Here is a 12,855-nt window from a genome sequence, read left to right on the forward strand (position 1 = left end):
AGATTCTGTGGAGCAGACTTCATTGTTCAGTGAGCACGTGCCTGAATCTAAGCAGGTTCGGCACGTTTTTAGCTCACCCCGCTGTCTAATATGGCGGTGACAAAACCAGCGTAACACAAAAGCGGTGCGCGTCGTGGCGAAAGCTCAACTGCCAGCCCAGTTCGTCACATAGTTTTTGCGCCAGATCCAGACCTAAGCCGTAGCCCGCAGTATTGTGGAGTGCACCGTGCTCTGCGGGTGGCTCTGAGCCTATGTATTCGTGATTTTCAATTTCCAGTATATGCTGAGTCTGGTGTATAGATATGGCACCCTGATGGGTATGCTGAATGGCATTTCGCAACAGGTTGCCAATGACGATAGTGGCGCCGGAATGAGGCAACTCGCAGCGATAATCGTCGGTTTCAAGCCGTATGTCTATGTGTTTCCCCTGCTTCAGATAAGCCAGGTCCTGCATCAGTGACTCCACCATCCCGGCCAGTTTTACGGTCTTTAAATCTCTCAGTGGTTGTCCCTTGCGACTTAGCCACAACAGAGTTTCAGTTAATGCGACCATTGCCTGACTCGCGTGGTCAATGCGCTTTAATGCCTTGTCGCTTTTTTCACATTGCGCGTTGTCAAGGCGTTGTAGTAGTTCTACGCTGCTGCGGATCACGGCTATAGGTGTGCGTAGCTCGTGACTGGCGTAGCTGACAAACGCCTGCTCCCGGTCCAGGCTTTGTTTAACCTGCTGCAGGCTTTGCTGGATAAGTTCCGCCAGTGTGGTCAGCTCGCGATACCTGAATACCGGTGGCGGCTCGTCGAGCGAGTGATGATCCAGCTCGGCCGCCCATGCGTGCAGCTCTGCGACGGGCCGGGTCACGGTGCGCATCAGCATCACCAGGATCGCAGCAAACAATGCGAGCGTGCCCAGCGCAAAGAGTATTCCCAACATTTCAGGCCCCTGAAACCAGGCTTTGGGCGGTGTTTTTGGGGCGCTAAAATGATGTGCCACAAAGCCGGACTGGCCATCGGGCGTTTCAAAAAACATCACAAAGCGGGCTTCGCTGGGCCTGGTCAGCATATTATCCCGGGTAACCAGTTTGTGTAATGTATTGGTTTCTATATCCTGACGGGAAAACGCCGCGCGGATGGGTTCGGGTAAATCCTGCCATTGACTGGCCACCACAAAGTTGTGCGCCTGAACCGGCTTACCGGGCTTGGGATGGTGGGCCTGAGCCATATTCAGCATAGTGCCTTTCATCATGTCATCGAGCCCGGTAAAAAAGCTGTTGGTCCAGAGCACCGACAACAAGCTGATCACCAAAGTAGCCAGTACCAGCAATGCGGCAAGAATATAGCGGCGCAGGCTCATATGTATGGGGGCCATTAATTCTCCTCCTGAAGACAGTGCAGTTTAAAGCCTTGCCTGGGTATGGCATCAACTGTGATATGGGTTGTGCATACCGCCAACGCTTTACGCAGGTGGTGAATATGCACTTTAAGCGCGTTGCTGTCGGGTTGTTCATCGCCCCAGATGGCCTGTAGCAGCACCTGCCGGGTAACCAGGTTGGGGTGGGCGCGCAGCAGGGTTTCGAGTATTACCATGCCGGTTGGGCTGAGCTTAAGTCGGCTGCCATGATACGTGGCGTCACGGCCATCTATATCCAGGCATAATCCGGCCAGCTCCAGCCGTTTTATTTCGCCGCTTTTACGCTTGGCCAGGGTTTTTACCCTGACCACCAGCTCCGCCATGGCAAAAGGTTTGACCAGGTAATCGTCGCAGCCAGTGGCAAAACCGGCCAGTTTGTCTTCAAGCTGATCTCGTGCCGTGAGCATGATCACTGAGGTATCGTTGCCTTCGTCGCGCAGTGCCTGACAGATCTGCAGGCCATCCATTCGCGGCAGATTCAAATCCAGAATGATCACCTGATAGTGGTTGTTGCGGATCAGGTTGAGTGCGGCGACTCCGTTGGCTGCGTGGTCGCAGATGATGTTTTCCAGCTCAAAGTAATCAATGATGTTGCCGGCCAGTGCCAGGTCATCCTCAACTAAAATGACGTTGATCATGGGGGAGATGCTCCGTACGAATGGGGCTGAATCGGCTCATCAGGTTAGCAATATCGTGGCTGATCAGCAGCAAAACAGGAATTAAAAACAAGGTGATGGCAGTGGCAAACAAGATGCCATAGCCCAGCGATGCCGCGGCGGGGATCAGAAACTGTGCCTGCTGCGAGGTTTCGCCCAAAATAGGATACAGTCCGGCAAAGGTGGTCAGTGACGTCAGCAGTATTGCGCGCAGGCGACCCGTACAGGCTTCAAGTAGCGCATTTTGCATGGTTTTCCCCTCATTGCGATAGCGGTTAAACTGGCTGACCAGCAGCAGGCTGTCGTTGATCACCACGCCACTGAGCGCCAGTATGCCATTTAAGGATAGAATACTGAGCGTTAAACCTAAGCCCCAGTGTCCTAAAATCGCGCCCACAAAGCCAAACGGGATCACCGACATGATGATCAGCGGCTGCCAGTAGGACTTCAGAGGGATAGCCAGCAGCGCATAGATGGCCAGCAGTGCCAGCAGGTAAGCCGAGCTCATGGAGTCGGTGGCTTCTTTTTGGTGCTCGGCTTCTCCTGCAAAGTGCAGCGTCAGATCCGGGTACTGAGCACGCAGCGCTGGGACCACGTTTTGCTCCAGTTTGGCCACTAATTCAGTGGGGGTCAGCTGGGTTTTATTCACCGCAGCGGACACAGTGACCGCTCTGACGCCATTGATACGGGTAATGGACTGCACTTCGCTGGTGTAAATTACGTTAGCAACGTTGCCCAGCGGCACAGTTCGCCCGTCCGGGGCACGCACCCGGGCTGAAAGCACATCCCCTTGTTCGCTGCGCTCAGCCAGCGGGTAGCGAACCCTTACTTTCACTTCATCCTTATTGCGCATATAGCGTTGTACCACTTCTCCGCCAAAGGCTTGTAACAGCTGGCGTGCCAGTAACTGAGTGGTAAAGCCGCGCATTTCGCCCTCTTCGGTCACTTCAAAACGCATCGTCGCTTCGCCCGGAGCCAGCGAGCTGTCGATGCTGTGTACGCCACTGATTTCGCGCAGCGCCTGCTGCAAGGTCGCTTCGGCGGCCTCTAATGTTTCGTCGCTGGTACTTTTTAGCTCCACCTTAAAGTTGGAAACACGCGCCAGTTGCGCCTGAATGTGTAAGGTTTTACTGGCCTCCGGGGTGCCTGCGATGGCGCGCCAGCGTTTCGCCAGTTCGCTCAGGGTATAGGGCTGAGTACCGGCCAGCTCCACATTGAGTGTACCGCTCTGATCGCCGGTGGCACTGACTGACACACTGGCGATGTGGCTGATGTTTTGCTGTTCCAGCAATTGCTGCTCGGCCTGATATAGCTGGGCTTCGAGCTGATCCAGATTGCGGGCAGTCTGGCCAAAACTGGCGTCGTTATAGAGTGTCATGGTGGCGGTGATGGTATCCGCTGGCAGTCCGGGGAAAAAGCCCACTCTGACCATGCCTTGGGTGATCAGGCTGATGGCCAGAAAAAACAGCGCAACAAATCCCATCAGTGCGGCGTAGCGAAAGTGCATCACGCGCTCCAGTGCCGGCTTGTACAGGCGTTGATTAAAGCCGGTCAGTAAACCATCAGCCCCTTGTTGCACACGATGCCACAGTAGTGCGATACGGTTTGGCTGCTTTTGGGATTTTTGTCGGCTGCGAATGTGTGCCAGGTGCGCCGGTAAGATCAGTTTAGATTCCACCACAGACAGCAACAAACATAAGGTGACCACAGTGCCAAACTGCGCATACAGAACGCCCAGCCCGCCCGAGATATTGGCCAGTGCCGCAAAGGCTGCAACGGTCGTTAACACGCCAAACAGGGTAGGGACCGCGACCAGATGGGTGCCTTTGATGGTGTTACTGAGGGTGTCGCCAAGGCGTTTTCGGGTGGTGTAAATACTTTCACCCACCACCACGGCATCGTCCACGACTATGCCCAGCGCCATAATAAAACCAAAGGTGGTCATTTCGTTGAGGGTCATTCCCGTGTAGGGCTCAGTCATAAAATACAGGCTGCCAAAGAACACAAAAGGCAGGCCCGCAGCAACCCAGAAAGCCACTTTCAGGTTTAAAAATAGCGCCAGAACCATAAACACTAGGGCAATACCGCTCAGTGCGTTCAGGCTCAGCAGGCTCAGGCGCTCGGTGATCAGCTTAGAATTGTCGTACCAGGTGATAAGCGAAGCGCCTTCAGGCAGCTTGCTTTGCCACTTGGCCACCACGGCTTTGGCCTGCGTCACACTTTTACTCATGTCGCCGTATTCGTCCATCACTATGGTAATGCCGTAGGTGGGATGACCGTTAAACCGGGCCAGATGAAAGCTGTCGTCGGCAAAGGTGTCTTGTAATGTGGCAACGTCACTGAGTCGAATGCTTTTGCCCGCAGCGGTGGTCGCGACCACAATCGAGGCAAAGTCACTGGCATAAAGCGCCTGCTCGGCGGCTTTGAGGCGCAGTACCTTATCCGGGTTACGCAGGCTGGTGGTCAGTGCCGTGCCGGAGTACTGATTAATGGCCTCGGCCACGTCGCTGAAACTGAGCTGATAGGCCTGCAGGCGTGCCTCGTCGATTTCAATGGCCACCAGCGGATCGCGGTGATCGTTTTGGTTGAGTGTGGCGATATTGGGCTGAGCCAGTAGGTCGTCGGCAAGCTGGCTGCCGAGGGTTTGCAGTGTCTGAGTCGACAACTCGCCAAACAGTTGCACCCGAATCACTTCCTGCTCCCGCTGAGCCGTGGTGATCACGGGTTTCTCGGCGTCTTCTGGCAGGTTGTAGATGGCATCAACCTGGTTTTTTATGTCTCTTTGTAAGGTATCCAGGTCATGTTGCGAGGTTTTTTCTACCAATACCTGCACATTATTGGCGCTGGCTGTGGTGGTAACGCGTTTGATCCCTTTGACGGATTCCAGGGCATTTTCTATGGCGATTGCAATGCCCTGCTCAGCCTGAGCGGCACTGCCGCTAGGGTAGGCCACGCTGATCTGTACTGTGTCAGGGTCTTGTTGCGGAAAGCCTTCTTTGCGCAGACTACCGGCGCTGCTTAGCCCCAGCAGGATCACCGCCAGCATAAGCAGGTTGGCTGCGACCGGATTTTTGGCAAACCAGGCAATGATTGAAAAACGTTCAGTCATGGGCGCGCTCCTCTGTCACTGGGGTGACCTTCATGCCATCCAGGTAGGCACTGAGCGGGCGTAGCACGATATTGGCCTGGTGCATGTCTTCACGGGCCTTGATATAAACGGCGTCGTGCTGGCGAAACTGGATCTGCGGGGTAAAGTGCGCCAGGCGATTTTCCTCATCGACATACCAGATATGATTTTGCTGCGACAGGGCTGACGCGGGAATGCGCCACAGGTCGTTTTGCTCCGCGCCCTCAATGTGTACCTCCACATAGCTGCCAAAGTACAGCGGCTGAGCCTGATCTAGGGGGTTGTCTACACTGACAATGGCCAGGCGCTGGCGCGACTGAGGGTCAATATGCTGACTCAGGCGCGTCACCCGGCCGTGCCATTGTGTGTCTGCGGTATCGCGGGTGGCATCGTTGAGAGTAACCGACCAGCCACCTTCGGGCATTGCCTGAGTGGGCAGGTGCTGCCATTGCTCGGCGCTGAGTTCAACGGATACTTCGGCCTGCGCTGTGCTGTAAAGTGTGGCAATGGGGCTGCCCGGTTGGACATAACTGCCAGGCTGTACCGAGCGCGTGACTATGGTGGCATCAAAGGGCAGGGCAAACTGGCTGGCGGCCAGGTTATATCGGGCACTCTCTAGTTCCGCTTTCGCTAAACTTAGCTGCGTGGCCACCACGTCTTGCTGAGGAGCACGTAAAGGCGACAAGATCCCATTGCTATCGGTGCTGGCCAGCTGGCGCCACTGCGCCTTGTTTGGCGAGCTTTGTAGCTTTTCTTCTTCCGCATCCAGTTTGGCTTGTGCCAGCGATACTTCGGCACTGGCCAGCGCCTGTTGCAACTGGGTGTCGTCAATGCGTGCCAGTACAGCCCCAGCCGACAGGCGTGCGCCTTGCTTAAAGTCTGGGTGGAGCTGAGTCACCCGGCCGCCCACCTCGCTACTGAGCGTCAGTGCGTGGGTAGCCTTGACTGTGCCATGGGCGGTAATGACCCGAGTGTAACTGGCCGCCTGCACCGGGGTGACCGTAACCTGAGGCAGGCTGAGGGCTGTGCCCGTTTGTTTGCGTTGCTCAGAGCCAGGCTGAGGCTGGGCTTGTGCTTCGGCACCACCCAGAGAGGGGATTGCAAAGACAATGGCAGCACACAGGCCACAAAAAGCCAGCTGGGTAATGAGTAAACGGTTGTTGAGTAACGTCATGATGAATTCTCTGAATAAGCACTTAGGTTTGCCCGCCGATTTTCGTGCGGGTAAAAAGCAACCACCAGTCTAGTGAGCGTGTGGTTAAAGGCGGGTTAAAGAGGTTGTAGGTCACTACAAGTCTTTGATTAGACTGTGAAGAAGAAAAAAGCCGCAGGGTGTTTTCTGCGGCTTTGGGGGGTGATATCACGGTTTCTGATATCTTGTGGGCAAAACAGAGCGAGGACGCTAGTTTGGCTTGTGGTTCCGTTTGTGTTCTTTTGGGCGGTCAGGGCGAATGAAGTCGACCTGAATACTCACGCCCGCATTCTGGCCATCACCTGAGAGCAAAAAGTAGTACCAGCCGGGGGATGCGCCGTCGATGCGCAGAAACTCAGTGTTATCTGCTGAGCGTGAGGCAAAGGTATACATACTGGTACTGGGCCAGAAAGTACCAGCAAACAGATCGCTGTTGCCAGCGCCGTGCCGGGTGCGAATTTCCAGCGTGCTACCCGGTTCAGTCACTTTGACAAAAAAGTAACTATCACCATAGGATGCACATTGGGCGCGGCCAGGCATAAGCTCAGCATAGCCACTGGGCTGGCCCTGCTCACAGGCATTGACGATATCGCGGGGCTGCTCACCGGGCTCACGCAGGGCGCTGTCGATACCCGCTGCAATGGTCAGTCCTTCATAGCCCTGAGGAGCCAGTACAGAGACAAAGTGGCGGCCACGATTCACGGTCACTTTCAGCACCTGCTCGGTGCCTGTGCCACGCGATATTGCCTGAGCATTGGCCGGGTCGGCCCATTGGTCGGCGTTGTAAAACAGGCGAGGGCGTCCTGCGCCACCACGGCTGCTGAAGTATAAGGTGGTGTTATCCTGCGCGACATCCACATAAAAATAATGGGCTTTGCCCGAAATACACTCACCCTGCGCCGGCAACAAGCTGCTGCCAGTGACCGCCGTATCGCCCTGACGGCAGTCTGCGGGCAGATACAAGGGCACACCCTGATAGTTTTTGGCAAACAGTTGCAGGCCATCCGGATCGCCTTCCTGTGGTTGCGGCAGCCAGGCCATGAGGCACTCAGCTTGCTTTACACATGAATCGGTCAGGGCCTTCATAAAATTGACCAGATCCGCTTTTTCCTGGGTGCTCAGCTCGAGTTTACGCAGTACCGGGGCACCGTCGGCAATTTCATCGTCAATGATTTTAGCGGCGGCGTCGGTGTGCTGGCGAGTATCGGCGAACAAGTCGACACAATTTTCTATGTCTTTGAACTGTGGCTGTCTGCACCAGCCCTGATTGTCTATGTAGTTATCTAATACCGCATGGTAATCATCGTAATGCTCAACCACTTCTTCCAGCGTATCGTAGCTGCCCGCATGCCCATAGGGGCCGGTGACCTCGACGTTCAGCAGAGTCGTGGAGCGAAAGCTGTAGATGTCATCCAGGTTCTGGTTGCGCAGCATACGGCCGCGATCATTGCTTTCATCACCTGGCTCACCGATACCAGGCCCAATTTGTGGAAAAGCCAGGCGGTGGTGGTTGGTGCCTTTAGTCTGACTAAAGCTGTCGGTGTTGTGACAGCCAATGCACTGGGTGGGCAAAAAGTCAGGCTCGCTGCCACCATCTGATGGTGGGGGAGGCATGTAGAGATACAAGTAGGCCCCGCGTTTTTCGGATTCACTCAGCGCGTTTTTATCGCCCTGAACGTAGCGGTTCCAGGGGTTGTCGGTAAAGTTCATCGACTGCTGATAGGCCGCCAGAGCACGGGTGATATTATCAAAAGTCACGATTTCTTCAGCGCTTTTATCACCATAGACTGCGGCAAAATAATCCCGCCACTGGTTGCGAAACAGCTCGCCCCGGGCACTGCCATAGTTGCCGATACGCGCTGCCAGGTGGGCCCTGACGGCTTCATTGGGTGCGCCTTTCATAAACTCAAAGCCCTGCATTTCTGAGGGGGTTACGACCGGAAAGCGTGCTTGTGCCGCCAACAAAGAGTCACCCGCATTGGGGTCGGCTTCACCATGAGGTACATCCGGCGTGCTTATTCCCTGCTCGGGGTTCAGCCAGTCCAGAAACTCCACCCGGGCATCACGAAACAAACTGCGTTTATGTATCCAGGCATTGAAAATACTGGGCGAGTTGCGTGGCACATAAAATTGCCCTGTGGTGGTTTTACGGCCTGGCCCGAGTACATCCGGGTCTTGCGCGAGTGTACCCACGGGCAGGGAGAGACCATCACCGCCACCGAGATAGGGGTGATGACAGCTGGCGCAGGCGACTTGTTTATCGCCACTGAGTGCTTTGCTAAAAAACAGCAGCTTACCTAGTTTGACTTCTGGGTCATCGACGCCGGGTAACTCAAAGCCGGTATCGGGCTTGCCTGTCAGGCCATGCTGAGCAATGAGCTCAGTGAGTGCCTGATCTAAGTCATCAGGCATGGGCAGCGCGTACACATTAAACGCGCCGCCCAGCAAAAGTGCAGTGGCACCAGTTTTAACCTTTCTCATGTTGATCTTCCTTTCACTACAGTTGCTTATTTGTGCGGACGAAGCCGGTCAGGAATTAAGCTAACGTTTTGTGGGTTAAATAAAGGTTAAAGTTTAAGTGGGTATAAATGTTCCCAATTGGGAAATAATGCGCCCAGGAAAACGGTTTGATCAAAACATGAGCTATTTTTATAAAAGTTTTTTAATGAATGATTATTTATTAATCTTGGTTTGATTTAAATAAATATTTCATCTATTTGGGCTTTTTGCGACTATAAAAACCTGATACTGTTACTGCGACTTATGTAACTAACCAAAGGAAATTAAGATGTTACTTAAACTAAGCAAAAAGACCGTTAAAAACCTTAACACCTCTTCTGCTAAACTAAACCCACAGCAAACTCCACAGGTTGCCGGTGGTACTAACCTGGACACACTGATGTGTCTGAGAACCATGCAGTGCCCGCAAACCTGGCAGTGCGCTTAATTGCTATTTTATGACCGGATCGGGGCGACCTGAGAGGTTATATATTTAGTTTCTTGCTAGACAATGTTGTTGATCGTAGGCCAGTTTACTGGCCTGCTTTGTGTTTCTGAGCGCAGCGTAGTGATTCAGAAATGACGCTCCTCTATCTCATCCTGAGCAGCAAATTTTGGCCATGCCCTGCAATTGGGTTTGAGCATACTCTAAAACTCTCTCAAAAATCACTACCTCAGTGAGTGCAAAGGTATCACCTGCCAGATAATTTGACGTGTGTTATTTGGAAAGCTTACTCAGGGGCAGGCATTGAAAGCGCTGTGTATCAATGTACCGGGCTTAAAACTGGAGGTTTACGCATGCAGGGTAAACATCTTTCGCAAAATGCTCTGTGATATAGAAAATGACTGTGAAAACGATACAACGGAAGTATTTAATAAAGCCTTTAAGCCATTTGGTATGAAGATTGGTTAGATCCCAATGGCCCTGTTAGAAGAGGGAAGCATGTGAAGGCGGCTGACAAGAGTCGTATAGTTAGTCAAGGTAAACAGGGCACATCAATGACGTCCCCTGTTTACCTGCGATGTTGCTTAGTGCGCTACCACTATCAGGCGAATGGCGTCCAGTTTAACCTGTGCTTTGCTGATGTGCTCGCTCAGCGCACTGCGCTGTTTGTCGAATACCTGAATTTCTTCGTCGCGGATATTCGGGTTAACGGCTTTCAGAGCCTGCAGGCGTGTCTGTTCGTCACCCAGACGAGTTTCCATTTGTGCCTGCGCCGCCTGTTGCAGCTCAACCATCTGTGCTTTGGCCTGCTCTTCGGCTTTGCTGATCAGTGGGTGAATGCCAGATTGCAGGGCGTTGGCCAGCTTGCTGGCGGTCTGGCGACCAACCGCAGAAAGCTGGTTGTTAAAGGCGTCAAAGGCGACATTTTGCGCCAGATCGTTGCCGCTTTTGTCCATCAGTACTCGGATAGGCGTTGGTGGCAGGAAGCGTCCAATCTGCAAAGATTTAGGCGCTGAAGTTTCGGCCACAAAGATCAGCTCAACAAAGAAAGTACCCACCGGCAGCTTGTTGTTTTTCAACAAAGCAACGGATGCACAGCCAAAGTCGTCGTCACAGATCATGTCCATCACGCCTTCAACCATAGGGTGATCCCAGCTGATAAACTGTGCATCTTCCTGTGACAGCGAGGTGCCACGGTCAAAGGTCACGGTAATGCCATCGTCTTTCAGGCAGGGGAACGACGGGTTCAGCATATGCTCTGTGGGCTTCAGGATAATGGTGTTTTCGCCTTTGTCTTCCTGATTAACCCCAAAGATGTCGAATACATTGATCATGTAAGTTGGCAGTACCACGTCGTCATCCAGCGTTTCGATTTCTTCGACAATCGTGTCTGCTTTACCCATGCCGCTTGAGTGCAGCTCCAGCAGGCGGTCACGGCCTTGCTCCATTTTAGCGCGCAGCACAGTATTCTGTTTGGCGACTTGCTCAAGTAGCGGGTCCAGCTCTTCTTCGTCGCAGTTATGCGCTGCTACCAGTTCCAGCAAGTCATCTGAGAATTCTTTGTATAGTAACTGGCCGGTGGTGCTGGTGGTTTCGAACGCATCCAGTGCCTCGTCGTACCAACGCAGTAACACTTCCTGCGCAGTGTTGGCAAAGTAAGGCACATGAATATTCACATCCTGTTGCTGACCAATACGGTCCAGACGGCCAATACGTTGCTCCAGCAGATCCGGGTTGAGTGGCAAATCAAACAGCACCAGGTGATGAGCAAACTGGAAGTTACGACCTTCCGAACCAATCTCTGAACACAGTAGTACCTGAGCAGAGTCATATTCGTCAGCAAAGTAGGCTGCAGCGCGGTCACGTTCGATAATCGACATGCCCTCGTGGAATACCGCTGATTTAATACCTTCGCGCTCGCGCAGGGTTTGCTCCAGGCTGATGGCGGTTTGTGCTTCGGCACAGATCAGCAATACTTTTTGCTGTTTCAACTCTTTGAGCTTGTCGATCAGCCAGGCAACGCGCGGGTCAAACTGCGTCCAGCTGGCGCTTTCGCCTTCAAATTCCTGGAATATTTTTTCCGGGAACAGGGCGCGCAGTGCGCTCTTTTCGGCACTCTGAATACCGCCAATGTTGCCCATTACGGAGATAGCTGTTTTGTACTGCTTTGGCATGTCTACCGGGCAGGCATGTAATTTACGGCTTGGGTAGCCGTCGATACCACTGCGGCTGTTACGGAACAAAATGCGGCCCGTACCGTGTCTGTCTAACAGGTTGTTCAGCAGCGTCTGTTTTGCAGTCTCTTCGCCTTGTTCAACCTGACTCAGCAGGTCGCTGATATCGGTTTCTTTCAATAGTTCAGTCAGGGTTGCTTTGGCTTTATCGTCAAGCTGAGCATCCTGAAGCAGTTTATTGGCGGCATCAGCCACTTCTTTATAGTGGCTTTCTTCTTCTACGAAGGCGTCGTAATCGTAGAATCTGTCCGGGTCCAGCAATTGCAAACGGGCAAAGTGGCTGCGATGACCAAGCTGGTCTGGTGTGGCCGTAAGCAGGATAAGGCCAGCAATGTCCTGACTCAGTTCCGCGATGCGCTGGTATTCTGTGCTTGGCTTATCTTTTTCTACCGTCAGGTGGTGGGCTTCATCCACGACTAACAGATCCCAGTCTGCCAGTGTGGCCTGCTCAAACCAGCGGCGTTTCTTGGTGATAAATTCCAGGCTCACCAACACCAGCTGCTCGGTTTCAAACACGTTTGGCGAATCTGCAAAGGCTTCGTCACAACGGTCTTCATCAAAGATAGAGAAGTGCAGGTTAAAACGACGTAACATCTCAACCAGCCATTGGTGTTGCAGGCTTTCAGGTACCACAATCAACACGCGGCTGGCGCGACCGGTGAGGATCTGCTGATGTAAAATCATGCCCGCTTCAATGGTTTTACCCAGGCCCACTTCGTCTGACAGCAATACCCGTGGCGCGAAACGTTTACCCACTTCGTCGGCTATATAAAGCTGGTGTGGGATCAGGCTTGCGCGCTGACCTATTAACCCTTTTAAATGAGACTGCTGGCGACTGAACTGGTGCTGCCAGGTTTGGTAACGCAGGGTGTAGCGGTCGAAGCGGTCAACCTGGCCTGCAAACAGGCGGTCCTGCGGCTTATTAAACTTAATAAAGTGATCCAAAAAGGTTTCTTTCAGCGTGACGGGTTCTTCGTTATCCAGACGTTCGCCGTGGTAGCATAACAAGTCGCCCTGTTCTTCGACCTTCTCAACACGCATTTCCCATTCGTCAACACAGCGGATCACATCACCGGGATTAAAAATCACACGGGTAACCGGGGCTTCCTGCACAGAATACACGCGGTTTTCACCGCTGGCAGGAAACAATATGGTCACCTGGCGCCCTTCCAGTGCCACTATGGTGCCCAATCCTAAATCTGATTCAGTATCACTGATCCAGCGCTGACCTAAGGAAAAATTCATGCTTGTCTCGTCTCGCGGAAAAAAGGCGGCCATGGTACCGAGAAGCACC

7 protein-coding genes are annotated in these 12,855 nt (G+C 53.2%); 1 reads left to right on the forward strand and 6 read right to left on the reverse strand.

The window, feature by feature from the left end; all coding sequences use genetic code 11:
• Nucleotides 1–85: 85 nt before the first annotated feature.
• The 5 genes from CWB98_RS12120 to CWB98_RS12140 all read right to left on the reverse strand — a co-directional run bounded on the left by CWB98_RS12120 (nucleotide 86) and on the right by CWB98_RS12140 (nucleotide 8,864).
• Nucleotides 86–1,366: a sensor histidine kinase gene (locus CWB98_RS12120; RefSeq protein WP_138545117.1), complete on the reverse strand. Its 1,281-nt coding sequence runs from the start codon at nucleotides 1,364–1,366 to the stop codon at nucleotides 86–88.
• Nucleotides 1,366–2,046, reverse strand: coding sequence for a response regulator transcription factor (locus tag CWB98_RS12125; protein ID WP_138545118.1), 681 nt, complete (start codon nucleotides 2,044–2,046; stop codon nucleotides 1,366–1,368). Before CWB98_RS12125 ends, CWB98_RS12120 begins: the two co-directional genes overlap by 1 nt.
• The gene (locus CWB98_RS12130; RefSeq protein ID WP_138545119.1) at nucleotides 2,024–5,173 is read right to left on the reverse strand and encodes an efflux RND transporter permease subunit; all 3,150 of its coding nucleotides are present in this window, start codon (nucleotides 5,171–5,173) and stop codon (nucleotides 2,024–2,026) included. Before CWB98_RS12130 ends, CWB98_RS12125 begins: the two co-directional genes overlap by 23 nt.
• Nucleotides 5,166–6,365: an efflux RND transporter periplasmic adaptor subunit gene (locus CWB98_RS12135; protein WP_138545120.1), complete on the reverse strand. Its 1,200-nt coding sequence runs from the start codon at nucleotides 6,363–6,365 to the stop codon at nucleotides 5,166–5,168. Before CWB98_RS12135 ends, CWB98_RS12130 begins: the two co-directional genes overlap by 8 nt.
• Nucleotides 6,366–6,593: 228 nt before the next feature.
• Nucleotides 6,594–8,864: a cytochrome c peroxidase gene (locus CWB98_RS12140; RefSeq protein ID WP_138545121.1), complete on the reverse strand. Its 2,271-nt coding sequence runs from the start codon at nucleotides 8,862–8,864 to the stop codon at nucleotides 6,594–6,596.
• Between the two features lie 307 nt (nucleotides 8,865–9,171).
• On the opposite strand from CWB98_RS12140, the gene CWB98_RS23960 reads away from it, so the two are divergent.
• Nucleotides 9,172–9,330: a hypothetical protein gene (locus tag CWB98_RS23960; protein ID WP_171045641.1), complete on the forward strand. Its 159-nt coding sequence runs from the start codon at nucleotides 9,172–9,174 to the stop codon at nucleotides 9,328–9,330.
• Between the two features lie 581 nt (nucleotides 9,331–9,911).
• On the opposite strand, the gene rapA is transcribed toward CWB98_RS23960, so the two are convergent.
• Entirely contained in the window at nucleotides 9,912–12,806 is a 2,895-nt protein-coding gene (rapA, locus tag CWB98_RS12145; RefSeq protein ID WP_138545122.1) for an RNA polymerase-associated protein RapA, read from the reverse strand.
• Nucleotides 12,807–12,855 lie beyond the last annotated feature (49 nt).

Origin of the sequence: Pseudoalteromonas rubra, from assembly GCF_005887115.1 — a bacterium.
In the GTDB taxonomy this organism is placed as follows: domain Bacteria; phylum Pseudomonadota; class Gammaproteobacteria; order Enterobacterales; family Alteromonadaceae; genus Pseudoalteromonas; species Pseudoalteromonas rubra_F.

Excerpts from the sequence above, each read along its gene's own strand:
- CWB98_RS12135 (WP_138545120.1), bottom strand. The coding sequence starts at position 6,365 with ATGACGTTACTCAACAACCGTTTACTCATTACCCAGCTGGCTTTTTGT.
- CWB98_RS12125 (WP_138545118.1), bottom strand. The coding sequence starts at position 2,046 with ATGATCAACGTCATTTTAGTTGAGGATGACCTGGCACTGGCCGGCAAC.
- CWB98_RS12120 (WP_138545117.1), bottom strand. The coding sequence starts at position 1,366 with ATGGCCCCCATACATATGAGCCTGCGCCGCTATATTCTTGCCGCATTG.
- rapA (WP_138545122.1), bottom strand. The coding sequence starts at position 12,806 with ATGAATTTTTCCTTAGGTCAGCGCTGGATCAGTGATACTGAATCAGAT.
- CWB98_RS23960 (WP_171045641.1), top strand. The coding sequence starts at position 9,172 with ATGTTACTTAAACTAAGCAAAAAGACCGTTAAAAACCTTAACACCTCT.
- CWB98_RS12130 (WP_138545119.1), bottom strand. The coding sequence starts at position 5,173 with ATGACTGAACGTTTTTCAATCATTGCCTGGTTTGCCAAAAATCCGGTC.
- CWB98_RS12140 (WP_138545121.1), bottom strand. The coding sequence starts at position 8,864 with ATGAGAAAGGTTAAAACTGGTGCCACTGCACTTTTGCTGGGCGGCGCG.